Genomic DNA, 25869 nt, shown 5'->3' with positions numbered 1-25869 from the left:
GCCCGATGAGCCAGGCGGCACAGAACCTGAACTGGTTGATCACCAACTTCGTGGACAACACCCCGGGGGTGTCCCACACGGTGGTGGTCTCCGCCGACGGACTCCTTCTGGCGATGTCCGAAGGCTTTCCGCGCGACCGCGCCGACCAGCTCGCGGCCGTCGCCTCCGGTCTGACGTCTCTGACGGCAGGCGCCTCCCGCATCTTCGAGGGCGGCAGTGTGAACCAGACGGTTGTGGAGATGGAGCGGGGATTCCTCTTCATCATGTCCATCTCCGACGGTTCGTCGCTGGCGGTACTGGCCCACCCGGAAGCGGACATCGGCCTCATCGGGTACGAGATGGCCCTTCTGGTGGACCGCGCGGGAACGGTTCTCACCCCGGATCTCCGCGCGGAGCTCCAGGGGAGCCTTCTCAACTAACAGGCGAACGGTGCGTATACGCGTCCCGGCACCGTAAGGTTTCGGGACGCGGCTCCACACGTATGGGTGCCCGGCACGGTCGGAGGAGGAGAAAGTGGCAACACCCCCAGGCGGTTCGTCTTCGGGCAACTGGTCGTACGGCCCCGCACAGGGCCAGGGCGACGGTTCGGCGAACCGGTACAACTTCCCCTCCTCCCCCGGCCACCGGCAGCCGTACGCCCCGCAGGGCCCCGGCCCCTCGCCGTACGACCAGCCGCCGGCCCCGCGGATCCAGCCGGTCCAGCCGCAGCGCCGCCCCGAGCCGGCGCCGGCCTCGGCAGCCAACAACCCCCTGGTGCGTCCGTACGCCATGACCGGCGGCCGGACCCGCCCGCGCTACCAGCTCGCCATCGAGGCGCTGGTGCACACCACCGCCGCTCCGCACCAGATGCAGGGCCAGTTGCCCGAGCATCAGCGGATCTGCAACCTGTGCCGGGAGATCAAGTCGGTCGCCGAGATCTCGGCGCTGCTGACCATCCCCCTCGGCGTGGCCAGGATCCTCGTCGCCGACTTGGCGGAGGCGGGCCTGGTCGCCATCCATCAGCCCGGCGGCGACGAGAACGCCGGTGGCCAGCCAGACGTGACACTGCTCGAAAGGGTGCTCAGTGGACTTCGCAAGCTCTAGCGGCGGTCCTTCCCGCTCCACCACCTCCGCGAAAATCGTGGTGGCGGGCGGCTTCGGCGTGGGCAAGACCACGTTCGTCGGTGCTGTCTCGGAGATCAACCCGCTGCGCACAGAGGCCGTCATGACGTCCGCTTCGGCCGGCATCGACGACCTCACCCACACCGGTGACAAGACGACCACCACGGTCGCCATGGACTTCGGCCGTATCACGCTGGACCAGGACCTGATCCTGTACCTGTTCGGCACGCCGGGCCAGGACCGCTTCTGGTTCATGTGGGACGACCTGGTCCGCGGTGCGATCGGCGCGATCGTCCTGGTGGACACCCGGCGTCTCGCCGACTGCTTCCCGGCGGTCGACTACTTCGAGAACTCGGGTCTGCCCTTCGTCATCGCCCTCAACGGCTTCGACGGCAACCAGCCGTACTCGCCGGACGAGGTGCGCGAGGCGCTGCAGATCGGCCCCGACACCCCGATCATCACGACCGACGCCCGCCACCGCGCGGACGCCAAGTCGGCGCTGATCACCCTCGTGGAGCACGCGTTGATGGCGCGGCTGCGGTAGCCGTTCCGCGCCCCTTCGGGGGCGCGCCCGGACATCACGAAGGGCCCCTCTCTTTCGAGAGGGGCCCTTCGTCCGCGTGCGGGATCAGTGCCAGCTGTGCGGGGCGCGGAAGCCGGGCTCGCGCTCCAGGCGGCGCCAGCCGGCCCTGCGGCGGGCGCGGTGCACCGGGGCGGAGGGGGCGGCGGCCGCGCGGGCCAGGAGGACGGCCGTGATGGCGGCGACCTCTTCGGGCTCGGCGTGGCCCTTCTCGACGCGGATCTCAGCGTTGTCCATGGGTGTCAGTCTCCGTGGAAGAGGTGTCCGCAGGGTTACTGCGGCGGGTTGCCGTGCTTGCGGGACGGCAGGTCGGCGTGCTTGGTGTGCAGCATGGCCAGCGACTTGACCAGTACCTCGCGGGTCTGCGCCGGGTCGATGACGTCGTCCACGAGGCCGCGCTCGGCCGCGTAGTACGGGTGCATCAGCTCGGCCTTGTACTCCTTGACCATCTTCTGGCGCATGGCCTCGGGGTCCTCGGCGCCGGCGATCTGGCGGCGGAAGATGACGTTGGCGGCGCCTTCCGCGCCCATCACCGCGATCTCGTTCGTCGGCCAGGCGTAGGTGAGGTCGGCGCCGATCGACTGGGAGTCCATGACGATGTAGGCACCTCCGTACGCCTTGCGCAGGATGAGCGAGATCCTCGGCACGGTCGCGTTGCAGTAGGCGTAGAGGAGCTTCGCGCCGTGGCGGATGATTCCGCCGTGCTCCTGGTCGACACCGGGGAGGAACCCGGGGACGTCCAGGAAGGTGACGATCGGGATATTGAAAGCGTCACACATTTGGACAAAGCGCGCAGCTTTTTCACTCGCCTCGATGTCCAGGACGCCCGCGAGGACCTGGGGCTGGTTGGCGATGATGCCGACCACCTGGCCGTCGAGCCGGCCGAGGGCGCAGATGATGTTGCGGGCCCAGCGCTCGTGGACCTCCAGGAACTCGCCGTCGTCGACGATCTCCTCGATGACCTTGGCCATGTCGTACGGCCGGTTGCCGTCGGCCGGGACCAGGTCCAGCAGGACGTCGGAGCGGCGGTCCACCGGGTCGGAGCAGTCCACCCGCGGGGGGTTCTCGCGGTTGTTCTGCGGCAGGAGCGACAGGAGGTAGCGCACCTCGGCGATGCACGTCTCCTCGTCGTCGTAGGCGAAGTGGCAGACGCCGGAGGTCTCCGCGTGCACGTCGGCGCCGCCGAGGCCGTTCTGGGTGATCTCCTCGCCCGTGACGGCCTTGACCACGTCCGGGCCGGTGATGAACATCTGCGAGGTCTCGCGGACCATGAACACGAAGTCCGTCAGGGCCGGCGAGTAGGCCGCGCCGCCCGCGCACGGGCCGAGCATCACGGAGATCTGCGGGATGACGCCGCTGGCCCGGGTGTTGCGCTGGAAGATGCCGCCGTAGCCGGCCAGCGCGCTGACACCCTCCTGGATGCGCGCGCCGGCGCCGTCGTTCAGGGAGACCAGCGGGGCACCGGCCGCGATGGCCATGTCCATGATCTTGTGGATCTTGGTGGCGTGGGCCTCGCCCAGCGCGCCGCCGAAGATCCGGAAGTCGTGGGCGTAGACGAAGACCGTGCGGCCCTCCACCGTGCCCCAGCCGGTGACGACACCGTCGGTGTACGGCTTCTTGGCCTCCAGACCGAACCCGGTGGCCCGGTGCCGGCGCAGCTGCTCGACCTCCTGGAAGGAATCCGGGTCCAGGAGCAGCTCGATGCGCTCCCGGGCCGTCAGCTTGCCCTTGGCGTGCTGCGCCTCGGTCGCCTTCTCGCTGGGGCCGGCCACGGCCTGCGCACGGATCGTGTGCAGCTCGGCGACCCGTCCGCGGGCGTCCGTCGGCTCGCCGGTCCGCTCACCCGTCGTCTCTTCCAAAACGGTCATGTAGCGACCTTACGAAGGACACCAAGGAAAGCGACCGTCGACTCCGTACAGTCTCCGGCGCGTTTTCCTGGTAGCACCGAACAGAACCACGGGGGCATGCAGCCGTTCCGACTGCTCAGAGGCCGCCGGAGTTGTAGGGGCGCCACAAAGACGTCACCCGAGAGCCACCTCACATTCGTGGGTGGCGCATGCCATCCCTGGAGTGACACGGACCCTCAGACGGCCCAGTCCGGGGAGCACCTCGACGGCCTCGTCGGCGCGGAGGACCGCGCGCACGGGGTGGTCCCAGACGATCTCCAGGGGGGCGCCGGTACGGGGCGGCTCGCTCACGCAGAGCGTAGCGGTCCGGCCACGCCTGCGGACGAGGACGCTCGCGCCCCCGAAGGCGGTCAGCTCCCCCACCGTACCCGCCCGCCACAGGTTGGCGGCGGTCAGGCCGAGGGCGGGCACGGCGACGGCCTGGCGTCCGGCGTCGTTGGCGAGGACGCGCAGCCGGTGCGGCCGGGCGGCGTGGGCGGCGACCTCGCCGCGGGAGGCGCCGGGCATCAGGACGTAGGCGTAGGCGGCGTCCACCGGGTCGGTGCCGTGGTCCAGCCAGAGGGTCTGCCAGCGCCGGGTGCGCCGTTCGTCCGTACTGGTGGTGTTGATGTCGGACCAGGCCCCGGTGCGGTCCTCGCGGAGGGTGCGCAGGGCGCCCCCGCGGGGCAGCAGCCAGCCGCCGTGTCCTTCGAGGTGGGCCCAGCCGGGGCCGCGGACGAACCGCCGGGTGCCCCCTTCGCCGAGGTTGCGGTTGTCCACGACCGTCTCGACGGCGGTCCCGTCGGCGCAGGTGATGCCGGCGCCGAGGCAGACGACGGCGTCGTCGAGGAAGAACCAGGACTTGCGGGCCTCTAGGGTCGACCCGAGCCCCTTCAGGTGCTGGCCGACGGCCGCGTACCGCCCGTCGGTGGTCCCGCCGACCCAGCGGACGTCGGGTCGGGGGGCGCCCCACTCGCCGCCGGCCCGGTCGGGCAGGCGCCTGGCCGACACGGTGGTGCCCGGGAGCCGGTACCAGTCCACGGTCGGCCAGTACCAGTCGGTGTACTGGTCGCCGCCGCCCGCCGGCCACCAGGAGAGCATGCCGGAGCCGGTGTGCCAGCCGCGCGGGTTCTCGCCGTTGCCGCACTCGTAGTGCGCGATGCGGTCGCTGGCCATCGCGAGGGCGGCGGTGAAGCGGGGGCGGCGGTGGACGGCCCGGTCCATGGCCGGGAAGAGCCGGTGGCCGAGGGGTTCGGGAGCCGCGGGGACGGGCGCCGCGGCGGCCGTGTGGAGCCGCGCGAGGTCGGCGACGCCGAACTGGGGGTCCGTCAGGACCGGGGCGGTGGTGTCGCGTTCGGCCCAGCCCTTGATCCTGCCGTACCACCGCTGCCGCTCCGCCTCGCTCGCGCCGTCCGCGAGGAGGGCGACGGCGGCGATCAGGGCGTGCCCGTGGTAGTGGTCGCCGCGCAGCAGGTGCAGGTCGTCGGAGCGCAGGTAACCCCGGCTGACGGCACGGCCGTTGACGCAGTCCATCACCAGCCCGTCGTGCAGGAGCGGCGCGTAGGCGTGCTCGACGCTGTCCAGGACGTGCTGCCGGGCGGGGTCGGTGACCTCCCACGGGGAGCCGGCGAGGAGGGCGAACAGCCGTGCCAGGCCGTCGAGGAGGACCTGGCCGTACGTCCCCGAGTAGGCGACCCAGGTGTGCTGCACGAAGGAGCCGTCGGCGTGGAGGCCGTCGCCCCGGGTGACGTACGGGAAGACGGGCGAGAGGGCGTCCCGGGCGAGCGCGATGCGGCCGGGGTCGCGGCCGAGGATGCCGCTCAGGGCGACGGAGCGGCACAGGTCCACGCGGTTGGCGCCGGTGGAGGTGCCGGAGTAGCCGGTGAGCAGCGCGTCCGGGACGAAGTGGCCGACGGCCGCGCAGGCCGCCGCCACCCGGGCCGGTCCGAGCCGGTCGTACAGGACGGCCGTGATGTCCATCAGCGGCCGGGGGCTGCCGATCTGCCACTCCCACCAGTTGCCGTAGGGGGTGGTGGCGGGGTGGTAGACGGTGGCGGAGAGGTGGTCGAGGCCGCGCAGCACGGCGGCGAGGAGGGCGTCGTCGCCGGTGGATCCGGTGCCGGGCTGCGCGTAGGCCTGGGCCATGGTCCACAGCCGGCCGTAGCCGAGGGTGATGCCGGCGGGCGGGTCGAAGGGCTGCCCGGGCCACAGCGAGCCGGGAGCGGGGGCCATGCTTTCGCGGAACTCCCTTGCTCTGGTGCCGAGTTCGGCGAGCCGCGAGGCGTACGGCTCGGCACCCGGGTCGTACCCCGAGCCCAGCGCGATCCCGAGCCAGCGGCGGCGCAGGGCCTCGTAGGGGTCGTCGTCCGCCCGGGCGCCGGGCGCCGCGGTGGCGGCGAGGGCGGCGGCCAGGAGCAGCGCCCGCCGGGACACGCCCATGGCCGCCTCCCTCCCCGGCTCAGCAGCCGCCGCAGTTGTAGTACAGGACGTCCCAGTGGGTGCCCTCGTCGGCATAGATGTTGCCCGAGCCGGACTTGTACTGCGGGGCGCCGTCGCCGCGCAGGCCGATGTAGCCGAAGTTGTTCTTGATGTACGAGGTGACGCAGGTGTTCTTGCCGTAGTCGAGCTTGTAGCCGTTCCAGTGCGAGTAGGTGCCCGAGGCGTGCCCGGTCTCGGTGCCCCCGGTGATGTTCAGCGCGCAGCCGCTGGCCCGCTTGAGCGTCTGGGCGCCCTGAGCGGTGGCGAGGTTGAGCTGCTCGAAGGACGTGCAGGTGGAGTTGTAGCGGTCGGAGCAGTTGCCGGAGGACGACCAGGTGATGCCCACGTCCCGGAACATCCCGGTGGCGGTGGCGTGGCTGATCTTGGTGACGGCGAACGCGTCGCCGGCGGTGCCGAGGACCGCGACGCCCGGGGCGACGACGAGGACGAGGGCGGTGAGGGTGGCGCGCAGTGTCGGGCGGTGTGCCTTCATGGGGACCTTCCTGCGGTGGGCCGGTGTGTGCTGCGGGGCGGCTGTGCAGGTGGTGCACCGCTGATGGTGCCCGAGGTCTACGCGCGTTCGCCAGAGGGCGTGCGCCGTGACTCGGTGATTACGGTCCGACACTCTGCGGATGATGTTGAAACTCGAACGGAATAGGTCTAACGTCGTTCCTGTTGGGTTCGTTGAACATTAAACAGAAACTCCAAGGAGCACACCATGGGCATCTTCGGCCGCAAGGACACCGCCTCCGGGACCGCCGCCGCCCCGGCCGCCGTCTCCCCCGACCTGGCCGCGCTGACCGGCGACTACACCATCGACCCGGCACACACCACGATCGGCTTCGTGGCCCGCCACGCGATGGTCACCAACGTCAAGGGCAGCTTCCAGGACTTCACCGGCAGCCTGCACCTGGACGGCGCGGACCCCAGCCGGTCCACCGCCACCCTCGACATCCGCATGGACAGCATCGACACCGGCAACGCCGACCGCGACGGCCACCTGAAGTCCGCGGACTTCTTCAAGACCGACGAGTTCCCGACGATGACCTTCCGCTCCACCAAGGCGGAGTCCCTCGGCGGCGACGACTACCGGATCACCGGTGACCTCTCCATCCTCGGCGTCACCAAGCCGCTCACCATCGACCTGGAGTTCAACGGCGCCGCCAAGGACCCCTTCGGCAACGAGCGCGTCGGCTTCGAGGGCAAGGCCGAGATCCTGCGCTCCGAGTGGGGCCTGACCTGGAACGCGGCGCTCGAGACCGGCGGCGTCCTCGTCTCCGACAAGATCAAGCTGAACTTCGACGTCTCGGCCGTCAAGAACGCGTGACCCGCGCGCGGAGCGGTGGGGCGGACTTCGGTGCGGGCGGTCAGAAACCTCCGCCGAAGTCGCCCCCGCCTCCGCCGAAGTCCCCGCCGCCCCCGTCGAAGCCCCCGCCGTCACCGAAGCCGCCGCCGAAGTCGCCGGGGTCGAAGTCCGTGCCGGACACGTCACCGCCCACGTCACCCCCGCCGTCGCCGTAGCCGCCGAAGTCGCCGTACCCGGCGCCGTAGTCCGCCGCGTACGACGGCGCGGCCATCATGCCGCCGAGCAGCGTGCCGACGAGGAGGCCGGGGAGGATGCCGCCGCCGAAGTAGCCGCCGGCCCAGGGGCCGTACGCGGGCCCGGCGTCCCAGTAGGGGCGGCGGCCGTAGTCGGTGTCGACCTCGCGGATCACCGGGTCGCGGCCGTCGGCCAGCCGGGTGCCGTCGGCGGCGCAGACCGGCACCTGGCGGGGCGCGCCGCCCGGCGGCGTCCAGGTCGCGTCCGTGACGGACGGGCCGTGGCGGGGGTCGAAGAAGCAGGGCGGGCGCCGCTCGGGCAGCGGGCGCCCCTCGCGGCGGGCGGCCAGCTGGGCGAGCGAGAACCGGCCGTCCTCCAGCGCCTCGGTGACCGTGCGGACCTCCTCCGGCCGCTGGGCCTCGGCCATGCGCTGCTTGGCGCTGTCGTAGGCGTCCAGAGCCCGCTCGTAGTCCGCGCGCATCGCGTCGTCGGCGCCCGCCTCGGCCGGGTGGAAGTCGAGCCGGTCGAGTTCCTCGCCGAAGGCGGTGATGTCCTCGTCCACGACCACCCGCAGCCTGTCCAGCGCCGCCCGCTGCTCCTGCTCGCGCCGGCGCCGCCCGCGCCGGACCAGGGCGTAGGCGCCCGCGCCGCCGGCGACCAGCACCGCGCCGACCGCGATCAGGGCCGTGCTCGACCCGCCGCCCCCGCCACCGCCGGAGGAGCCCCAGCTCGCGGGCGCGTGGCCGCGCAGGGTGGGCAGGGCGCGGTCGGTGAAGTCGGTCAGCTGGGCCGTGGCGGACTCGCCCTGGACACTCGACACCAGGTTCCGCCGGGCCGTCGCCGACATCACCGAGGAGTCCGCGCGCGCGTCGAACCCGTCGCCCAGACGGATGCCGTAGAGGCCGGTGATCCCGGTGGCCGCGCGCAGGTTCAGGAAGAGCTTCTGCGTCGGGTAGCCGGCCGGCAGCACGGCGATGAACAGCGGCTTGTCGGCGTCCTCGATGCGTTTCGCCAGGGCCCGGGCCTCGGCGGGCGGCACCTCGCGGGAGACCGCCGGATCGACGTACACCGGGCTCCTGCGCAGGGCGTCGGCGATGGTGGAGACGCTGGTCCCGGCCCGGGCCGCGGGCGCGAGGGCGGTCGCCATCACCAGGACGAGCGCGGCCAGCAGCAGCGCGGGGAGGCTTCGGGTCCGCAGGACGGCCTTCATCCTTCGAAACTACCCGAAGCCTCCCCCGAGCGGTCGGCGCACGGGCCCCGGCAGGGCCCCGGGGGGATCAGGCGGCCCCGTACGCCTGCTCCAGCTTGCGCACCGCCTCCCCGTACCGGCCCGTCAGCAGCAGGTGGTCCGCCTCCGCGAAGGGCTTCGCCACGCCCTCGGTCATGCGCTCCCCCGCCTTGCGCTGGACGATCAGCCGGGCCTCGCGGACGATCTCCCGTCCGGTGCGGCCGGCGCCCGCCCGCTCCGCCACCGCCGCCGCCAGGCGCAGCGCCCGCAGCGTGGCCGCGCCGCCCTTCGGGACGTGGGTGAGCGTGGTCAGGCCCCAGCCGTAGGGGAACTGCGGGTCGTAGGCGGCGTCGCCGACGTTGACCGGCAGCTGGGACTCGGACCGGGGCCAGCTGACCGGGAGCTGCCCGGTGAAGGGCCGGCTGCCGTAGAGGACGTCGGCGACGCCCTCGCCCTCGGTGCCGGGCAGCCACGAGGCCACGAGCGCGTCGATGCCGGCGAGCCGGTCCCCGACGAGCTGCGGGCGCCCGGAGACGACCAGCACCGCGCACTTCATGGCGGCGCACACCTTGTCGACGGCCGCCCGGTCGGCGGCCGAGAGCTGCAGCGAGTGCCCGTTGCCGACGTCTCCGACGCCCTCGGCGTACGGGGTCTCGCCGACGACGACCACGCCGGCGTCGTAGCCGTCCGTCGGCGCGGAGGCGTCCTTGGAGTAGGTGACGTTCCCGCCGGCGTCGCGCATGCCCTGCAGGATGGTCGTGCCCTTGGTGTGGGTGCCGGACGCGCCCTGCCAGGTGATGGTCCAGCCGCCGGTCTGGTTGCCGAGGTCGTCGGCGTCGGACCCGGCGACGTACACCTTCTCGCTCTTCCTCAGCGGCAGCAGCCCGCCGCTGTTCTTCAGCAGCACCTGCGACTCGGCCGCCGCCCGGCGGGCGACCGCCCGGTGGGCCGGGGAGCCGATGGCGGCGGCGCCGCGGGTGTCGGCGTACGGGTGCTCGAACAGGCCGAGCCGGAACTTCTGGGTGAGGATGCGGGAGACGGCGTCGTCCACCCGCTTCCCGCTGATGCGGCCCGCCTTCACCTCGTCGGCGAGCGTCCGGCCGAAGTCCCGGTACGAGTAGGGCACCATCATCATGTCGACGCCCGCGTTCACCGCCGTGCGGACCTGGGTGGCGTAGTCGCCGGGGAGCTGGTCGATGGCGTTCCAGTCGCTGATGACGAAGCCGCCGAAGCCCATCCGGCCCTTGAGCTCGCCGTTGATCATGTCGCCGCGGGCGTGCATCTTCACCGCGCCCTTGCCGTCGCCGGTGATGTCGAGGGAGGAGTACGACGGCATGACCGTGCCGACGCCCCGCTCGACGGCGGTCTCGAACGGCGCCAGGTGGATGTCCTGCAGCTGCTGCCGGGTGACCGTGGTGACGCCCTGGTCGATGGTGTAGGTGCCGGTGGTGGAGGAGCCGTAGGCGGTGCCGCCGTCGCCGACGAAGTGCTTGGCGGTGGCGAGCACCTTGTCGTTCCGGCTCAGGTCGCGGCCGTCGGCGCGGCCCTGGAGGCCCTGGATCACGGTCTCCATGGACTGCACGAGGGCGGGGTCCTCGCCGAAGGACTCGTAGGAGCGGCCCCAGCGTTCGTCCCGGCTCACGCACAGGCAGGGCGCGAAGTCCCAGGGGATGCCGGTGGCGCGGACCTCGGCGGCCGTCACCGCGCCCGTCCGGTAGGCGAGTCGCGGGTCACGGCTCGCGCCGATGCCGACGTTGTGCGGCATGATCGTGGCGCCGGCCAGGTTGTTGTGGCCGTGGACGGCGTCGACGCCGTAGATCAGCGGGACCTGGAAGCGGGTCGCCCGGGTGCGCAGCTGGAAGCCGTCGATCATCTTCGCCCAGGCTTCGGGGGTGTTGGGGGTGGGCGTCGAGCCGCCGCCGGACAGCAGGGAGCCGAGGCCGTACGCCGCGACGTCGCCGCCTTCCCCGACCGCCCCGCGCTCGGCCTGGGTCATCTGCCCGGCCTTCTCCTCGAGGGACATGCGGGACAGCAGATCGGCGACGCGCTTCCTGACCGGCAACTTCGCGTCCAGGTAGGGCAGTCCGTGCGCGTCGATGACGACCTGCGGGGTCTCGGCGGGGGCCTTGGCGCCGGTGACCGCGAGTTTCACCGGGATGGTCTTCGCGGCCGCCGCGGACTTGTCCCTGTGCGTCGCGACCTCGATGGTGCGGACGGTGCCGGAGGGACTGCCGGCCGGGAAGGTGAGGGTGCCGGAGGCGGGGGTGTAGTCCCGGCCGGCGGTGGCGGTGCCGCCGGCCGTGGTGTAGGTGACCGTCACCGGCTCCTCGACGGGCTTGTCGCCGGTCGTGGCCAGGGTGACCTTCACCTTGGCGGTGCCGCCCTGCCGGACCGGGTAGACCGCCGCGTCGGTGCCGACGGCGGCGCGCAGCGACTGGTCGGCCCTGCCGTACAGCTCGACGTCGTCCATGGCGAAGTCGCCCTTGGCGCCGGCCGGGAGCGTGAGGGCGTAGCCCCACATCCGCGTCAGCCCGAGGACGTGGTCGATGCCGCCGACGGGCTGGTAGTCGGTGCGGTATTCGAAGTCGGTGAAGGGGATCTCGATCCGCTTCCAGCCGGTGAAGTCGTCGGTGAAGGACGTGGTCCACAGCTCCGACGCCTCGCCGTTCGCGCCGCCGTCCTTGATCTCGAAGGCGATCTTGCGGCCGTTGTTCCGCCCCTCCCACCAGAACCGGATGCCCTGGTGGGCGGACCAGTCGTGGGCGGGCTCGGCGGCGGCGAAGTCGTGGGTGAAGCCGCCGTAGCCGCTGATGTCGTAGCTGCCGGTGAGGACCTTGGCGCCCTCCGGGGCGTCGGAGCGGTCGGCGAGGCGCAGGCTGGGCGGGTCGTCGGCGTCGCCGCCCCAGGTGAAGATGCCGTCGGCGGGCTGCGCGGCGAAGGGCACCTCGCCCTCGAAGCGGTCGACGGGGGTGGGGGCGGGGTCGTCGGCCGCGTGGGCGGCGGCGGACAGGGGCAGCAGGGCGGCGAGCAGGGCTCCGGAGACGAGCAGGGCGGTTCTCGGCATGGACCTTCCCTCAACACTCGTGGTTCACTCAGGACTTAGATCACGCCGTGAGTTAACTAATGGCTCACAGACCCGTCAAGAGTCACGTCAGACATTTCGGGAAGGGCGTCACAGCATGAGGAGATCCCCCCGCACAGTCCGGCTGCTGCTGGCCGGACTGCTCTCCGCCGCCGGATTCACCGCCGCCGTGCCCCCCGCGCACGCGGCCGGCGAGCAGGTCACCGCCTGGCTCACCACCACCGACGACTCCGCCGGACGGCACGTCGTCCACGGGCTCCAGCAGCAGGCACCGTTCGCCTTCCAGTCCGGCACGGGCGGCGGCGGCACGCACATCACCGTGGACGAGAACACCCGCTACCAGACCTTCACCGGCGGCGGCGCGTCGTTCACGGACACCGCGGCCTGGCTGATGAACAGCAGCGGTGCGCTGTCCCAGGCCACCCGGGACGCCACCATGCGCAAGCTGTTCTCCCCGACGGACGGCATCGGGCTGTCGTTCCTGCGCAACCCGATGGGCGCCTCCGACCTCGCCCGGTACGGCTACACGTACGACGACGTGCCGGCCGGCCAGACGGATCCGGGCCTGGCCGGGTTCTCGATCTCCCACGACCTGGCGGACGTGGTGCCGCTCACCCGGCAGGCGCTCCAGCTCAACCCGTCCCTGACGGTGATGGCCTCCCCGTGGACGGCGCCGGCCTGGATGAAGGACAGCGGCTCGCTCGACGGAGGCTGGCTGAAGGCCGAGGACTACGGGGCGTACGCCGCCTACTTCGTGAAGTACCTCCAGGCGTACCAGGACCAGGGGATCCACGTCTCCTACGTGACCCCGCAGAACGAGCCGACCTGCTGTTCCGGCTACCCGTCGATGAGCTGGAACGCGAGCGGCCTGGCCTACTTCCTCAAGAGCGAGCTGCTGCCGCGGCTGCAGTCGGCGGGACTGTCCACCAAGGTCCTGGCCCACGACTGGAACTGGGACGGCTACGACGCCTACGCGGCCCCGTCCGTGGACGACGCGGCGATCCGCGACCACCCCAACTTCGGCGGGATCGCCTGGCACGGCTACGGCGGCGACGTCGGCGAGCAGACCACCGTCCACAACCGCTATCCGGCGCTGGACGCCTTCGGCACCGAGCACTCCGGCGGCACCTGGATCGCCGACCAGCAGCGCGAGGACATGTCCAACATCATCGACTACACCCGCAACTGGGCGAAGTCGGTGACCAAGTGGTCGCTGGCCGTGGACCAGAACATGGGCCCGCACAACGGCGGTTGCGGGACCTGCACGGGCCTGGTCACCGTGCACGACGGGGACGGCGCGAGCGGGACGGTGGACTACACCGTCGAGTACTACGACATGGGCCACCTCACCAAGTTCGTCCGGCCGGGCGCCCAGCGGATCGCCTCGACGGCGTCCACGGCCGTGCCGAACGTGGCGTGGCGCAACCCGGACGGCAGCAAGGCGCTGATCGCGTACAACGGCTCCTCCTCGGCGCAGACCGTGACCCTCGACTGGGGCTCCCAGCACGCCACCTACTCGCTGCCCGGCCGGACCTCGGCCACCTTCACCTGGTCCGGCACCCAGTCCGGCGGCACCGCCCGCACCGGCTCCTTCACCGGCCTGGCCGGCAAGTGCCTGGACGTGGCGGGCGGGTCGAACGCCAACGGCACCGCGGTGCAGCTCTACGACTGCAACGGCACCGCCGCCCAGCAGTGGACGGTGGCGGCCGACGGGTCGGTCCAGGCGCTCGGCAAGTGCCTGGACGTGACGTCCGGTTCGACGGCGGACGGGGCCAAGGTGCAGTTGTACGACTGCAACGGAACCGGTGCGCAACAGTGGTCGTACAACTCTTCGACCGGTGATGTGGTCAACACCGCGGCGGACAAGTGCCTCGACGTGACGGACAACTCGTCGGCGAACGGGGCCCGGGCGCAGATCTGGTCGTGCACGGGGGCCGCCAACCAGAAGTGGACCCTGAAGTAGGGCGGAGCATGAGACACACGGGGGCCGTGGCGGCGGGGATCGTCGGCGGGATGCTGCTGCTGAGCGGCTGCGCCGCCGTCGACCTGCCGCTCGCGGGCGTGCGCGTCGCGCCGGACGGGACGCCGTACGCGGTGTTCCGTCCGTGCGGCGACGACGACTACCAGGGGCCGCACCTCGACGGGCGGCCGCGCGGCGGCGCGGACGGGCCCGTGACCACCGGGTGGGACTCGAGGCGGGAGAAGCTGCGCGGCGACGCCGATTTCCCCCTCTTCGCCCCGCCCGGGCGCTGGCGGGCCCGGCACCGCGGGACGCAGGAGCTATTGCCCCGGCACCACTACGTCCTGGGCTTCGGGCACTACGTCACCGGCGACTCCTACAACGCGGTCGCCGAGTTCACCACCGAGCGGATCGGCCGGCTGAGGCCGGGACAGATCTGGGCGGACGGCCGGGCGATGAGCCCGCGCGCCTTCGAACGGCTCGCCGACGACTCCTGCTGAGCGGCGGCGGTGTGCCGCGGTGCAGATCGGCCGCCCACGGCCCATGGTGGGTGTATGACCACACCGCAGGATCTGTTCCTCGTCAGCCTCGACGTCCCCGGCGACCACCCCGTCGAACCGGGCGACCTGTCGCTGGCGCTCGCGGGGGCCGAGCTGGTCGACCTCCTCGCCGCGCGGGCGCTCACCCTGGACGGCGAGCGCATCGTGCCCGGCCCGCTGCTGACCACGGGTGACCGGATGCTGGACGAGGCCGGGGCGGCGCTCGTGCGCAAGGAGCCGTACGAGACGGTGGAGGACTGGCTGTGGCGCCGGGGCGAGGGGCTGGCCACGGCCTACCGCGACGTGCTGGACGCCGAGGGGCAGCTCTCCGGGAAGCGGCACCGCTGGCCGCACCGGGTGGACCGGACCGAGGCGGCCGACACCCCGGCCCGCCGGCACGCCGCCGACCGCTGGTGGTCCCGCGAGCCGGTCCTCGCCGGGCTCGCCGCCACCCTGGGCGTCCAGGGCGAGCGGCAGCCCGAGGAGGAGCCCGGCGACGAGGCCGTCGTCACCGTCCTGGTGGCGGTCGGCGACGCGGTGACCGAACTGCAGGCCGTACGCGAGCGGCGCCGCATCGAGAACGCCGCCTTCGACAACATCTGGCGCGCGCCGTCGTGACCGCCTGCCCCGGGGCGCCGCCGCCCGGTCCCGTGACTACGCCGCCGGCTCCACGCCCGCCCGCAGCAGCCCGTAGGTGTAGGCGTCCTCCAGGGCCTGCCAGGAGGCGGCGATGACGTTCTCGGCCACGCCGACCGTGGACCACTCCCCCGCGCCGTCGGAGGTGGAGATCAGCACCCGGGTGGTGGAGGAGGTGCCGTGCACGCCCTCCAGGATGCGGACCTTGTAGTCCACCAGGTCGAGCTTGGCGAGCTGCGGGTAGATCTTCTCCAGGGCGACGCGCAGGGCCCGGTCGAGGGCGTTGACCGGGCCGTTGCCCTCCGCCGTGGCCACGATCCGCTCGCTCTTGGCCCACAGCTTGACCGTGGCCTCGTTGGCGTGGGTGCCGTCGGGGCGGTCCTCGACGATGGCCCGCCAGGACTCGACCTCGAAGTACCTCAGCGGCCGGCCCTGCACCTCGGCGCGCAGCAGCAGCTCGAAGGAGGCATCGGCGGCCTCGTAGGTGTAGCCCTTGAGCTCGCGCTCCTTCACCCGCTCGACCACCCGGCCGACCAGCGCGCGGTCGCCGCCGAGGTCGATGCCGAGTTCCTTGCCCTTGAGCTCGACCGAGGCGCGGCCCGCCATGTCGGAGACGAGCATGCGCATGGTGTTGCCGACCAGCTCGGGGTCGATGTGCTGGTAGAGGTCCGGGTCGACCTTGATCGCGGAGGCGTGCAGGCCGGCCTTGTGCGCGAAGGCGGAGACGCCGACGTAGGGCTGGTGCGTGGAGGGGGTGAGGTTGACGACCTCGGCGACGGCGTGGGAGATGCGGGTCATCTCGCGCAGCCGGCCCTCGGGCAGCACCTTCTTGCCGTACTTCAGCTCCAGGGCGGCGACGACCGGGAACAGGTTGGCGTTGCCGACGCGCTCGCCGTACCCGTTGGCGGTGCACTGGACGTGGGTGGCGCCGGCGTCGACGGCGGCCAGGGTGTTGGCGACCGCGCAGCCGGTGTCGTCCTGGGCGTGGATGCCGAGCCGGGCGCCGGTGTCGGCGAGGACGGTGGAGACGACGGCGTGGATCTGGGCGGGGAGCATGCCGCCGTTGGTGTCGCAGAGGATGACGACGTCGGCGCCGGCTTCCGCCGCGGCCTTGACGACCGCCTTCGCGTACTCGGGGTTGGCGCGGTAGCCGTCGAAGAAGTGCTCGCAGTCCACGAACACCCGGCGGCCCTGCTCGCGCAGGTGGGAGACGGTGTCGCGGACCATCTCCAGGTTCTCCTCGAGCGTGGTGCGCAGCGCCAGTTCCACGTGCCGGTCGTGCGACTTGGCGACCAGCGTGATCACCGGGGCGCCGGACTCCAGCAGCGCCCTGACCTGCGGGTCGTCGGCGGCCTTTCCGCCGGCCCGGCGGGTGGCGCCGAAGGCGACCAGCTGGGCGTGGCGGAAGTCGATCTCCGCCTGCGCGCGGGCGAAGAACTCGGTGTCCCGGGGGTTGGCGCCCGGCCAGCCGCCCTCGATGAAGCCGACGCCGAAGTCGTCCAGGTGCCGGGCGATGGCGAGCTTGTCCGCGACGGTGAGGTTGATGCCCTCGCGCTGCGCGCCGTCGCGCAGCGTGGTGTCGAAGACGTGGAACGAGTCGTCGAGCTCGCTGGTTGCCGTCTCGGTCATGGTCTCAAGGCTCCTGTTGTGGATCTTCGGTCTTACCGGAATGACCGGCTCCACCGTCCCCCCATTGCTTCCGCACGCTGCGCTCCCGGCTTCGGGTGGGCCGGAAAACGAAAAAACCCCTCGCGGGTGCGAGAGGTCTGCGCGCGGGTCGAGGACGACGGTGGCCACCCGCACCTGGTCGTACGAGGTGGTCACTGCGGACCGGCGCGCCTGCTGCCAATAATCATGGCGAACGAGAGCACGGGTGAAGTCTGGCACAGCCCCGCCCCCGGGCCGCCGACCGTCTCAGGATGCGGTCGTCAGGTGTCCACCGCGAGCAGCGTCCCGGCGAGGAACTCGCGGACGTGGGCGAGGACGCGGTCCCGGTCCGTGCCGCGCAGGCCGATGGCGACGTGGAGGGAGAAGCCGTCGAGCAGGGCGCGCAGCCGGGTGGCGAAGCGGTCGGCGTCGACCGGGCGGAACTCGCCGCGCGAGACGCCCTCGGCGATCAGCGCGACCAGGTCGCGGTGCCAGGCGCCCTCGATCGCGGCCTGCCGCTCACGGGCGTCGTCGTCGGCGTTCTGCGAGCGGTTCCACACCTCCAGCCACAGCGTCCAGTGCGGGTCCCGGTGGCCGTCGGGGACGTAGAGGTCGACGTACGCCGCCAGCCGCTCCCGGGCGGTGCCGGGGCGGGTGAGCAGCCGGCCGCGCTCGGTGCCGAGCCGGCCCTCGCTCCACTCCAGGGTCTGCAGCAGCAGCTCGTCCTTGCTGTGGAAGTAGTACAGCAGGTGGCCGCTGCTCATCCCGACCTCGCGGCCGAGCCCCGCCATGGTGAGCTTCTCCAGACCGCGCGCGGCGATCATGTCCATGGCTGCGGCGAGGACCTCCTCGCGGGGCGGCGCGTTCCGGCGCGCACCGGCCATCTACTGCTCCCGGCTCTTCGGCTGCTGCTGTGTGATGCAGTGGATGCCTCCCCCGCTCGCGAAAATCGTACGGGCGTCCACCGGTACCACCTCCCGCCCGGGGAACAGGCGGCGGAAGATCCCGGCGGCGACCTCGTCGTTCGGGTCGTCGAAGGCGCACAGCACGACGCCGCCGTTGCACAGGTAGTGGTTGATGTAGCTGTAGTCGACCCAGTCGCCCTCGGCGTCCTTCAGGACGGTGGGCGCGGGCACCTCGACGACCTCCAGGGGGCGGCCCCGGGCGTCGGTCTCGCCGCGCAGGATCTCCAGGTAGGTCCGGGAGCGGGCGTGGTCCGGGTGGGCCGGGTCGCGCTGGCTGTGCACGACGACCCGGCCCGGCCCGGCGAAGGCCGCGACGATGTCGACGTGGCCCTGGGTGCCGTACGTGCCGTAGTCGCCGGCCAGGCCGTGCGGCAGCCAGATCGCCTTGCTGGTGCCGAGCCTGGCGTGGACCTCCGCCTCGACCTGCTCGCGGCTCCAGCCGGGGTTGCGGCCGGCGCCGAGCTGGACGGTGTCGGTGAGCAGGACCGTGCCCTCGCCGTCGACGTGGATCGCACCGCCCTCGTTCACCAGGGCGCTGCTCAGCACCGGCACCCCGGCGAGGTCCGCGACGCGGCGGGCGATCTTGGAGTCGTGCTCCCAGCGGGCCCAGTCCTGGCCGCCCCAGCCGTTGAACACCCAGTCGACGGCGGCCGGCCGGCCCTCGTCGTCCAGCACGAAGGTCGGGCCGATGTCGCGCATCCACGCGTCGTCGAGCTCGCGCTCCACCAGGTCGGCGTCCGGGCCGAGCAGCTCGCGCGCGGACGCTCCCTGACCGGGTCCGTGCACCATCGTCACCGGTTCGAAGCGGCGCACGGCGTGGGCCACCGACGCCCAGGCGGTGCGGGCGGCGGCCAGTTCCGCGTCGTCGCGGAAGGTCGGGTTGGGGCCCGGCCAGGCCATCCAGGTGCGCTCGTGCGGGGCCCACTCGGGGGGCATGCGGTAGCTCATGGGCGGGTCCTTGGCTCAGAGGAGGCAGAGGTCAGAGGAAGTAGAGGCGGTTCAGGGAGACCGAGTCGGCGGGTTCGGAGCGCAGCGGGTCGCCGTCGAGGGTGACCAGCCCGGTGCGCCGGTCGACGTCGACGGCTCCGGTACGGGAGTTCAGGCGCAGGTCGGCCGGTCCGATGCCCCGGGTGCCGCGCACGGCGACCCGGCGCCGGCGGGTGGGCATCAGGTCGCCGCCCTGCTCGGCGGCGGCCCGGGCGACGAAGGCGACCGAGAGGTCGGCGGCCGTGGCGCCGTACGCGCCGAACTGCGGCCCGAGGACGAGCGGTTCGCAGGTGTCGGTGGCCGCGTTCGGGTCGCCGGTCACGCCGTAGGCCGGGAAGCCGGACTTGAGGACGAGCTGCGGCTTGGCGCCGAAGTACTCCGGGCGCCACAGCACGATGTCGGCGAGCTTGCCGACCTCGATCGAGCCGACCTCGTGGGCGAGGCCGTGGGCGATGGCCGGGTTGATGGTCAGCTTGGCCAGGTAGCGCAGCACGCGGGCGTTGTCGTCGCCCTCGCCGTCGCCCTCCAGCGGGCCCAGCTCGGCCTTCATCTTGGCGGCCATGGCGAACGTGCGGCGGACCGTCTCGCCGGCCCGGCCCATGCCCTGCGCGTCGGAGGAGGTGATGCCGATCGCGCCCAGGTCGTGCAGCACGTCCTCGGCGCCCATGGTGCCGGCGCGGATGCGGTCGCGGGCCATGGCGGCGTCGCCGGGCAGGTCGGTCTTCAGGTCGTGGACGGAGACGATCATGCCGTAGTGCTCGGCGACCGCGTCCCGGCCGAAGGGCAGCGTGGGATTGGTGGAGGAGCCGATGACGTTCGGGACCCCGGCCATCTTCAGCACGTTGGGCACGTGTCCGCCGCCGCAGCCCTCGATGTGGAAGGCGTGGATCGTCCGGCCCTGAAGGACGCGCAGGGTGTCCTCGACCGAGAGGCACTCGTTCAGCCCGTCGCTGTGCAGGGCGACCTGGACGTCGTGCTCCTCGGCGACCCTGAGGGCCGTGTCCAGGGCGCGGGTGTGGGCGCCCATGTCCTCGTGCACCTTGAAGCCGGAGGCGCCGCCCTCGGCCAGCGCCTCGATCAGGGGCGCGTCGTGGGACGAGGAACCCCGGGCGAGGAAGCCGATGTTGACCGGCCAGGCGTCGAAGGCGCCGAAGGCGTGCCTGAGGGCCCAGGGCGAGTTGACGCCGACGCCCCACACCGGGCCGAACTCCTGCCCGATGATGGTGGTGACGCCGGAGGCGAGGGAGGCCTCCATGATGCGCGGCGACAGCAGGTGGACGTGGGTGTCGACGGCCCCCGCGGTGGCGATCAGCCCCTCGCCGGAGACGATCGAGGTACCCGTGCCGACGACGACGTCGACGCCGTCGAGGGTGTCCGGGTTGCCGGCGCGCCCGATCGCGTGGATACGGCCCTCGCGGATGCCGACGGACACCTTCCTGATCCCCTGGACCGCGTCGATGACGACGACGTTGCTGATCACGACGTCGCAGGTGTCGCGGACGGCGGCGGCCTTCAGGTGCAGTCCGTCGCGGGCGGTCTTGCCGAAGCCGGCCAGGAACTCGTCGCCCTGGCGCTGGGAGTCGGATTCGACGCGGACGGTCAGGCCGGTGTCGCCGAGGCGCACGCGGTCGCCGGCCCGGGGGCCGTGGGCGGCCGCGTAGGCGTACGGGTCGATGTGGACCGACCGGCCGACCTCGCGTCCCTTCGAGCGGCTCATCGCTCCTCGCCTCCTTCCGGCGTGGTTCCCAGGTATCCGCAGGCGGCCGCCCGGCGCAGGGCCTCCGCCTTGGCGCCGGGCGCGTCCAGCGGCCCGTCGACCAGGCCCGCGAAGCCGATCGCGATCCGGTCGCCGCCTACGGGGACGAGCCCGACCTCCTCGCTCTCCCCCGGGCCGAACCGCACCGACGACCCGGCGGGTACGGCGAGCCGCATGCCGTAGGCGCGGTGGCGCGCGAAGTCGAGGCGCGGGTTGGCCTCGAAGAAGTGGAAGTGGGAGGTGACGGAGACCGGCACGGGCGCGGTGTTGGTGACCGTGAGCCGGACGGCCGGCTCCGGGTCGGCGTGCTCGGGTCCCGGCAGCAGCGCGCCCGGGGCCCGCTCGCCGAGGCCGCCGCCGATGGGGTCGGAGACGACGGCGAGCCGGGAGCCGTCGTCGAAGACGGCCTCGACCATCACCTCGGTGACGACGTCGGCGACGCCCGGCAGCACGTCCTCGGGGCCGAGCACCGAGCGGGCCGCCTCGACGGCCTCGGCCAGCCGCCTGCCGTCCCGGGCGGCCTCGCAGACGGTGTCCGCGATCAGCGCGGTGGCCTCGGGCACGTTGAGCCTCAGGCCCCGCGCCCGGCGGGCCCGGGCCAGCTCGGCGGCCCCGAACAGCAGCAGCCGGTCACGTTCGGTGGGGGTCAGTCGCACGGGGCGGCACCTCTCGTTCCCTCTTCGGTTTAGAGCACCACTCTAAACACAGATGCGGGAGATGAGAAGCAATGACGGAGCGGATATGGGTGTAGTCATTGAACAGCGTTCTAACACGAGAGCTCCCGGAACGCACGAGGGCCGCCCCGGACGGCGATGCGTCCGGGGCGGCCCTCAGGTGCGAGCGGCGGCGTCAGCCGATGCGGTGCATCCAGCCGTGCTGGTCCTCGGTCATGCCGCGCTGGAGGCCGAGCAGGGCCTCGCGCAGGCGCGTGGTGACCGGGCCGGGCGTGCCGTCGCCGTGGGTCCAGCCGTCCGTCCTGGTCTTGACGTGGCCGATGGGCGTGACCACGGCGGCGGTTCCGCAGGCGAAGACCTCGGTGAGGGCGCCGGACGCGGCGTCCTCACGCCACTGCTGGAGGGTGATGACACCCTCCTCGGCGGTGTAGCCGAGGTCGCGGGCGACCTGGAGCAGCGAGTCGCGGGTGATGCCCTCGAGGATCGAGCCGGTGAGCGCCGGGGTGACGATCCGGTCGCCGTAGACGAAGGCGACGTTCATGCTGCCGCTCTCCTCGACCTTGGTGCGGGTCACCGCGTCGAGGTAGACGACCTGGTCGCAGCCGTGCGCGGCGGCCTCGGCCTGGGGCAGCAGGGACGCGGCGTAGTTGCCGCCGGTCTTGGCGTCGCCCGTGCCGCCCGGGACGGCGCGGACGTGGTCCTCGGAGACCCAGATGGTGACCGGCTTGACGCCGCCGGCGAAGTACGCGCCGGAGGGGGAGGCGATCAGCATGAACAGGTACTCGTTGGCGGGGTGCACGCCGAGCGCGGCCTCGGTGGCGAACATGAACGGGCGCAGGTAGAGGGACTCCTCGCCGCCGTGCGGCGGCACCCAGTCGGCGTCCTGGGTGAGCAGCGCGTCCAGGGCGGTGATGAACAGCTCCTCGGGCAGCTCGGCCATGGCCATGCGGCGGGCGGAGTTGCGGAAGCGGCGGGCGTTGGCCTCGGGGCGGAACACCGCGATCGAGCCGTCGGGCTGCCGGTACGCCTTGAGCCCCTCGAAGATCTCCTGGCCGTAGTGCAGGACGTGGGTGGAGGGGTCGAGGGAGATCGGGCCGTACGGAACGAGCTGCGCGTCGTGCCAGCCGCGGCCCTCGGTCCACCTGATCGTCACCATGTGGTCGGTGAAGTGGCGGCCGAACCCGGGGCTGGCCAGGATCGCCTCGCGCTCTGCGGCGGCGAGCGGGCTGGCGGAGGGCTTGAGCTCGATCGTGGGCGTCGTCATGTGGTTGTCCTTCACCGGGTTGTAGTGACGGGGCCGCGCTCACACCCCCGGAACCGGTCTCGCGACCGGTCCTAGGACGTCCGAGCTTTCCCTCATACCGCGGCTCCGCGTTCGATTATCGCGCGGCGGCGGCAGCGGACGGAATCGGGGTGAAAGCGGCCCAGTGGTCGATGGTGGCACCCGGCGGGGCACAGGAGAAGCCGCCGGGCGCGGTTTGCGACCCGACGGCTTCTGCGAGAGCGCGGCGGGTCAGCCGGCTACGCGTACGGCGAGCGCGTCGCCGATCTCGGAGGTGCTGCGGGCGGGCCCCGCGGCCCGCTCCGTGAGGTCGGCGGTGACCGCGGCGTCGATGCGGTCGGCCTCCGTGTCGTAGCCGAGGTGACGCAGCAGCAGGGCGACGGACAGGACCGTGGCGGTGGGGTCGGCCTTGCCCTGGCCGGCGATGTCCGGGGCCGAGCCGTGGACCGGCTCGAACATGGACGGGAACTCACGGCTGGGGTTGATGTTGCCGGAGGCGGCCACGCCGATGCCGCCGGAGACGGCCGCGGCGAGGTCGGTGATGATGTCGCCGAAGAGGTTGTCCGTGACGATGACGTCGAAGCGGCCGGGGTCGGTGACCAGGTAGATCGTCGCCGCGTCGACGTGGATGTAGTCGGTGGTGACCTCGGGGAACTCCCGGGCCACCCGGTTGAAGACGTTCGTCCACAGGTGTCCGGCGAAGGTCAGCACGTTGTTCTTGTGGACCAGCGTGAGCTTCTTGCGCGGGCGCGCCTGGGCCCGGGCGAAGGCGTCGCGGACCACGCGCTCGACACCGTACGCGGTGTTGACGGAGACCTCGGTGGCGACCTCGTGCTCGGTGCCCTTGCGGATGGTGCCGCCGTTGCCCGTGTAGGGGCCCTCGGTGCCCTCGCGGACGACCACGAAGTCGATCTCCGGCTGGCCGGCGAGCGGGGTCGCCACACCCGGGAGCAGCTTGCTCGGACGGAGGTTGACGTGGTGGTCGAAGGCGAAACGGAGTTTGAGCAGGAAGCCGCGCTCCAGGACACCGGAGGGCACGCCCGGGTCGCCGATGGCGCCGAGCAGGATGGCGTCGTGCTGCTTGAGCTGCTCCAGGTCGGCGTCGGTGAGGGTCTCACCGGTGGCGTGGTAGCGCTTGGCGCCGAAGTCGTACTCCTTGGTCTCCAGCTTCACATCCTGCGGCAGGACGGCGGAGAGGACCTTCAGACCCTCGGCCACGACCTCCTGGCCGATGCCGTCACCGGGGATCACTGCGAGATTGATGCTGCGAGACATGTCGGCACCCTACTCCTCGTCCCAGGTGATGACATGCGCTGTCCGCGATGCGGACAGCGGCCGTGTCGGGCAGCGCCTTGCGGGCGGGCGCCCGGCTCAGTGGCCGGTCTGTCCGCCGTTGTCGCGGCGGTCGAGGGCGCGCTGCAGGGCGGCGGCGGCGTTCTTGCGGTCGGACTCGCTCGCGCGGGTCGCGTGGCGGACACGGCGGCGGACGGTCGTCTCGGCCATGGGAATCGACTCCTTCGAAAGAGCGTCGAGTACGGCACAGGGAGGGTGCGAGACTCCCCCACTGCCCGAAAGGCGTGGGAGGTGCCCCCGTAAGGGGCGGGGAGTGGGGGCCGCAGGGGTTGCCTGCACGGGGCCCGGCTCACGACCGCCATTCGCTGGATCGAGCGAGACGTTCGGCTCCTACAAAAGTAAGGGAGCGGCCCGCACCTGTCTGCACAATTACTCGGACTTCCTACTATCTGAGACGGAGAATCAAGCCGAACCTCCGTGACCTGGGGTTCTTCATCGGGCGGAGACATGGCGACGGGCCGGGAAGCCTGCTCGGAGTCAGGCTTCCCGGCCCGTGTCGGCGGGGGGCTGTCAGCCCATGTGCGGGTACGTGTAGTCGGTCGGCGGGACCAGGGTCTCCTTGATGGCGCGGGTCAGCGTCCAGCGCATCAGGTTCTGCGGGGCGCCGGCCTTGTCGTCGGTGCCGGAGGCGCGGCCGCCGCCGAAGGGCTGCTGGCCGACGACGGCGCCGGTCGACTTGTCGTTGATGTAGAAGTTGCCGGCCGCGTAGCGGAGCTTCTCCATCGTGTACGCCGCCGCCGCACGGTCGTTGGCGATGACCGAGCCGGTCAGGGCGTAGTCCGACACCGACTCCATCTGGGTCAGCATCTCCTCGTACTTCTCGTCCTCGTAGACATGCACGGCGAGGATCGGGCCGAAGTACTCGGTGGTGAACACCTCGTTCTCCGGGTCGGTGCACTCGATGACGGTCGGGCGGACGAAGTAGCCGACCGAGTCGTCGTAGCTGCCGCCCGCGACGATCGTGCAGGACGGGTCGTCCTTGGCCCGGTCGATCGCCGCCTTGTTCTTGGCGAAGGAGCGCTCGTCGATGACCGCGCCCATGAAGTTGGACAGGTCGGTGACATCCCCCATCGTCAGGTGGTCGACCTCGGCGGCGAACTCCTCCTTGAAGCCCGAGTTCCAGATGGAGGCCGGGATGTAGGCGCGGGAGGTGGCGCTGCACTTCTGGCCCTGGTACTCGAAGGCGCCGCGGGTCAGGGCCGTCTTCAGGACGGCGCGGTCGGCGCTCGGGTGGGCGACGACGAAGTCCTTGCCGCCGGTCTCGCCGACCAGGCGCGGGTAGGCGCGGTACTTCTCGATGTTGTTGCCGACCGTCTTCCACAGGTACTGGAAGGTCTTGGTCGAGCCGGTGAAGTGGATGCCCGCCAGGTCGCGGTGGTTCAGGGCGACCTCGGAGACGGCGATGCCGTCGCCGGTGACGAGGTTGATGACGCCCTTGGGCAGGCCCGCCTCCTCCAGCAGCCGCATGAGGAGGACGGCGGCGTGGGTCTGGGTCGGCGACGGCTTCCAGACCACGACGTTGCCCATCAGCGCGGGCGCGGTGGGCAGGTTGGCCGCGATGGCGCTGAAGTTGAACGGCGTGATCGCGTAGACGAAGCCCTCCAGCGGGCGGTGGTCCAGGCGGTTCCACACGCCCGGGGAGTTCGCCGGGGGCTGCTCGGCCAGGATCTGGCGGGCGTAGTGGACGTTGAAGCGCCAGAAGTCGACCAGCTCGCACGGGGAGTCGATCTCGGCCTGCTGGGCGGTCTTGGACTGGCCGAGCATGGTGGAGGCGGCGATGGTCTCGCGCCAGGGGCCGGCCAGCAGCTCGGCGGCGCGCAGGATGATCGCCGCGCGGTCGTCGAAGGCCATCGCGCGCCAGGCCGGCGCGGCGGCCAGGGCCGCGTCGATCGCGTCCTGGGCGTCCTGCCGCGTGGCGTGGCGGCCGGTGCCGAGGACGGCCTTGTGGTTGTGCGGCTGGACGACCTCGAAGACCTCGCCGCCGCCCATGCGCCGCTCGCCGCCGATGGTGCAGGGCAGGTCGATCGGGTTCTCGGCCAGCTCCTTGAGCTTGGCCTCCAGCCGGGCGCGCTCGGGCGAGCCGGGGGCGTAGCCGTGCACCGGCTCGTTGACGGGGGTGGGGACCTGGGTCACAGCGTCCATGAGATCCGAACTCCTTGATCGTGAGCGGGTGTT

At 72.1% G+C, this 25869-nt stretch carries 22 protein-coding genes; 7 read left to right on the top strand and 15 right to left on the bottom strand.

What is annotated here, in order from left to right; all coding sequences use genetic code 11:
- The first annotated feature begins 5 nt into the window (after window positions 1–5).
- The 3 genes from AQJ66_RS23180 (at window position 6) to AQJ66_RS23170 (ending at window position 1645) form a co-directional block, all read left to right on the top strand.
- Entirely contained in the window at window positions 6–419 is a 414-nt protein-coding gene (locus tag AQJ66_RS23180) for a roadblock/LC7 domain-containing protein (protein WP_004983065.1), read from the top strand.
- 94 nt (window positions 420–513) lie between these two features.
- Window positions 514–1083: a DUF742 domain-containing protein gene (locus tag AQJ66_RS23175; RefSeq protein ID WP_061925643.1), complete on the top strand. Its 570-nt coding sequence runs from the start codon at window positions 514–516 to the stop codon at window positions 1081–1083.
- The gene (locus tag AQJ66_RS23170; protein WP_029183992.1) at window positions 1064–1645 is read left to right on the top strand and encodes a GTP-binding protein; all 582 of its coding nucleotides are present in this window, start codon (window positions 1064–1066) and stop codon (window positions 1643–1645) included. The genes AQJ66_RS23175 and AQJ66_RS23170 overlap by 20 nt, the downstream gene beginning before the upstream one ends.
- A gap of 84 nt (window positions 1646–1729) precedes the next feature.
- Here the strand turns inward: AQJ66_RS23170 and AQJ66_RS23165 are convergent, their stop codons facing one another.
- The 4 genes from AQJ66_RS23165 to AQJ66_RS23150 all read right to left on the bottom strand — a co-directional run bounded on the left by AQJ66_RS23165 (window position 1730) and on the right by AQJ66_RS23150 (window position 6538).
- On the bottom strand, window positions 1730–1918 hold the full coding sequence (locus AQJ66_RS23165) for an acyl-CoA carboxylase epsilon subunit (protein WP_061925640.1): 189 nt from the start codon (window positions 1916–1918) through the stop codon (window positions 1730–1732).
- Window positions 1919–1953: 35 nt separating this feature from the next.
- Window positions 1954–3549 (bottom strand): acyl-CoA carboxylase subunit beta, encoded by a 1596-nt coding sequence (locus AQJ66_RS23160; protein WP_061925637.1) that lies wholly within the window; start codon window positions 3547–3549, stop codon window positions 1954–1956.
- A gap of 153 nt (window positions 3550–3702) precedes the next feature.
- A complete protein-coding gene (locus AQJ66_RS23155) occupies window positions 3703–6006 on the bottom strand; it encodes a polysaccharide lyase 8 family protein (protein ID WP_061925634.1) in 2304 nt (767 codons plus the stop codon).
- Window positions 6007–6025: 19 nt separating this feature from the next.
- Window positions 6026–6538: a hypothetical protein gene (locus tag AQJ66_RS23150; protein ID WP_061925631.1), complete on the bottom strand. Its 513-nt coding sequence runs from the start codon at window positions 6536–6538 to the stop codon at window positions 6026–6028.
- A gap of 225 nt (window positions 6539–6763) precedes the next feature.
- On the opposite strand from AQJ66_RS23150, the gene AQJ66_RS23145 reads away from it, so the two are divergent.
- Window positions 6764–7372: a YceI family protein gene (locus AQJ66_RS23145; protein WP_061925628.1), complete on the top strand. Its 609-nt coding sequence runs from the start codon at window positions 6764–6766 to the stop codon at window positions 7370–7372.
- Window positions 7373–7412: 40 nt separating this feature from the next.
- On the opposite strand, the gene AQJ66_RS23140 is transcribed toward AQJ66_RS23145, so the two are convergent.
- Both AQJ66_RS23140 and AQJ66_RS23135 read right to left on the bottom strand, forming a co-directional pair.
- On the bottom strand, window positions 7413–8795 hold the full coding sequence (locus AQJ66_RS23140; RefSeq protein WP_061925624.1) for a hypothetical protein: 1383 nt from the start codon (window positions 8793–8795) through the stop codon (window positions 7413–7415).
- A gap of 67 nt (window positions 8796–8862) precedes the next feature.
- On the bottom strand, window positions 8863–11877 hold the full coding sequence (locus tag AQJ66_RS23135) for a glycoside hydrolase family 3 N-terminal domain-containing protein (protein WP_061925621.1): 3015 nt from the start codon (window positions 11875–11877) through the stop codon (window positions 8863–8865).
- 115 nt (window positions 11878–11992) lie between these two features.
- On the opposite strand from AQJ66_RS23135, the gene AQJ66_RS23130 reads away from it, so the two are divergent.
- The 3 genes from AQJ66_RS23130 to AQJ66_RS23120 are packed head-to-tail and all read left to right on the top strand — an operon-like array spanning window position 11993 to window position 15012.
- Window positions 11993–13858, top strand: coding sequence for a ricin-type beta-trefoil lectin domain protein (locus AQJ66_RS23130; protein ID WP_061925618.1), 1866 nt, complete (start codon window positions 11993–11995; stop codon window positions 13856–13858).
- Window positions 13859–13866: 8 nt separating this feature from the next.
- Complete coding sequence (locus AQJ66_RS23125; protein WP_244162899.1) at window positions 13867–14355, top strand: hypothetical protein; 489 nt, start codon at window positions 13867–13869, stop codon at window positions 14353–14355.
- Between the two features lie 54 nt (window positions 14356–14409).
- A complete protein-coding gene (locus AQJ66_RS23120) occupies window positions 14410–15012 on the top strand; it encodes a GOLPH3/VPS74 family protein (protein ID WP_061925616.1) in 603 nt (200 codons plus the stop codon).
- A 36-nt stretch (window positions 15013–15048) separates the two neighbouring features.
- Here the strand turns inward: AQJ66_RS23120 and cimA are convergent, their stop codons facing one another.
- The 9 genes from cimA to pruA form a co-directional block, all read right to left on the bottom strand.
- Window positions 15049–16659, bottom strand: a complete 1611-nt coding sequence (cimA, locus tag AQJ66_RS23115) for a citramalate synthase (RefSeq protein ID WP_061925613.1) — start codon at window positions 16657–16659, stop codon at window positions 15049–15051.
- A gap of 299 nt (window positions 16660–16958) precedes the next feature.
- On the bottom strand, window positions 16959–17561 hold the full coding sequence (locus tag AQJ66_RS23110) for a TetR/AcrR family transcriptional regulator (protein WP_061925609.1): 603 nt from the start codon (window positions 17559–17561) through the stop codon (window positions 16959–16961).
- Complete coding sequence (locus AQJ66_RS23105; RefSeq protein ID WP_061925606.1) at window positions 17562–18590, bottom strand: agmatine deiminase family protein; 1029 nt, start codon at window positions 18588–18590, stop codon at window positions 17562–17564.
- Window positions 18591–18621: 31 nt separating this feature from the next.
- Window positions 18622–20346 (bottom strand): urease subunit alpha, encoded by a 1725-nt coding sequence (locus AQJ66_RS23100; protein WP_061925603.1) that lies wholly within the window; start codon window positions 20344–20346, stop codon window positions 18622–18624.
- Window positions 20343–21041, bottom strand: a complete 699-nt coding sequence (gene ureA / locus AQJ66_RS23095) for an urease subunit gamma (RefSeq protein ID WP_061925601.1) — start codon at window positions 21039–21041, stop codon at window positions 20343–20345. Before ureA ends, AQJ66_RS23100 begins: the two co-directional genes overlap by 4 nt.
- Window positions 21042–21234: 193 nt before the next feature.
- Window positions 21235–22323: a branched-chain amino acid aminotransferase gene (locus AQJ66_RS23090; protein ID WP_061925597.1), complete on the bottom strand. Its 1089-nt coding sequence runs from the start codon at window positions 22321–22323 to the stop codon at window positions 21235–21237.
- Window positions 22324–22572: 249 nt separating this feature from the next.
- Window positions 22573–23616: a 3-isopropylmalate dehydrogenase gene (locus AQJ66_RS23085; protein ID WP_061925595.1), complete on the bottom strand. Its 1044-nt coding sequence runs from the start codon at window positions 23614–23616 to the stop codon at window positions 22573–22575.
- Window positions 23617–23712: 96 nt separating this feature from the next.
- Window positions 23713–23844 carry a hypothetical protein gene (locus AQJ66_RS40670; RefSeq protein ID WP_107119021.1) on the bottom strand — a complete coding sequence of 44 codons (132 nt, stop codon included), beginning with the start codon at window positions 23842–23844 and terminating at the stop codon, window positions 23713–23715.
- A gap of 360 nt (window positions 23845–24204) precedes the next feature.
- Window positions 24205–25836 (bottom strand): L-glutamate gamma-semialdehyde dehydrogenase, encoded by a 1632-nt coding sequence (gene pruA, locus AQJ66_RS23080; RefSeq protein WP_061925592.1) that lies wholly within the window; start codon window positions 25834–25836, stop codon window positions 24205–24207.
- Window positions 25837–25869 lie beyond the last annotated feature (33 nt).

Source organism: Streptomyces bungoensis (assembly GCF_001514215.1).
Lineage (GTDB): Bacteria > Actinomycetota > Actinomycetes > Streptomycetales > Streptomycetaceae > Streptomyces > Streptomyces bungoensis.
This window is presented reverse-complemented; position numbering and strand designations above follow the sequence as displayed.

Excerpts from the sequence above, each read along its gene's own strand:
- AQJ66_RS23180 (WP_004983065.1), top strand. The coding sequence starts at position 6 with ATGAGCCAGGCGGCACAGAACCTGAACTGGTTGATCACCAACTTCGTG.
- AQJ66_RS23165 (WP_061925640.1), bottom strand. The coding sequence starts at position 1,918 with ATGGACAACGCTGAGATCCGCGTCGAGAAGGGCCACGCCGAGCCCGAA.
- AQJ66_RS23160 (WP_061925637.1), bottom strand. The coding sequence starts at position 3,549 with ATGACCGTTTTGGAAGAGACGACGGGTGAGCGGACCGGCGAGCCGACG.
- AQJ66_RS23155 (WP_061925634.1), bottom strand. The coding sequence starts at position 6,006 with ATGGGCGTGTCCCGGCGGGCGCTGCTCCTGGCCGCCGCCCTCGCCGCC.
- AQJ66_RS23150 (WP_061925631.1), bottom strand. The coding sequence starts at position 6,538 with ATGAAGGCACACCGCCCGACACTGCGCGCCACCCTCACCGCCCTCGTC.
- AQJ66_RS23145 (WP_061925628.1), top strand. The coding sequence starts at position 6,764 with ATGGGCATCTTCGGCCGCAAGGACACCGCCTCCGGGACCGCCGCCGCC.
- AQJ66_RS23140 (WP_061925624.1), bottom strand. The coding sequence starts at position 8,795 with ATGAAGGCCGTCCTGCGGACCCGAAGCCTCCCCGCGCTGCTGCTGGCC.
- AQJ66_RS23135 (WP_061925621.1), bottom strand. The coding sequence starts at position 11,877 with ATGCCGAGAACCGCCCTGCTCGTCTCCGGAGCCCTGCTCGCCGCCCTG.
- AQJ66_RS23130 (WP_061925618.1), top strand. The coding sequence starts at position 11,993 with ATGAGGAGATCCCCCCGCACAGTCCGGCTGCTGCTGGCCGGACTGCTC.
- AQJ66_RS23125 (WP_244162899.1), top strand. The coding sequence starts at position 13,867 with ATGAGACACACGGGGGCCGTGGCGGCGGGGATCGTCGGCGGGATGCTG.
- AQJ66_RS23120 (WP_061925616.1), top strand. The coding sequence starts at position 14,410 with ATGACCACACCGCAGGATCTGTTCCTCGTCAGCCTCGACGTCCCCGGC.
- cimA (WP_061925613.1), bottom strand. The coding sequence starts at position 16,659 with ATGACCGAGACGGCAACCAGCGAGCTCGACGACTCGTTCCACGTCTTC.
- AQJ66_RS23110 (WP_061925609.1), bottom strand. The coding sequence starts at position 17,561 with ATGGCCGGTGCGCGCCGGAACGCGCCGCCCCGCGAGGAGGTCCTCGCC.
- AQJ66_RS23105 (WP_061925606.1), bottom strand. The coding sequence starts at position 18,590 with ATGAGCTACCGCATGCCCCCCGAGTGGGCCCCGCACGAGCGCACCTGG.
- AQJ66_RS23100 (WP_061925603.1), bottom strand. The coding sequence starts at position 20,346 with ATGAGCCGCTCGAAGGGACGCGAGGTCGGCCGGTCGGTCCACATCGAC.
- AQJ66_RS23090 (WP_061925597.1), bottom strand. The coding sequence starts at position 22,323 with ATGACGACGCCCACGATCGAGCTCAAGCCCTCCGCCAGCCCGCTCGCC.
- AQJ66_RS23085 (WP_061925595.1), bottom strand. The coding sequence starts at position 23,616 with ATGTCTCGCAGCATCAATCTCGCAGTGATCCCCGGTGACGGCATCGGC.
- AQJ66_RS40670 (WP_107119021.1), bottom strand. The coding sequence starts at position 23,844 with ATGGCCGAGACGACCGTCCGCCGCCGTGTCCGCCACGCGACCCGCGCG.
- pruA (WP_061925592.1), bottom strand. The coding sequence starts at position 25,836 with ATGGACGCTGTGACCCAGGTCCCCACCCCCGTCAACGAGCCGGTGCAC.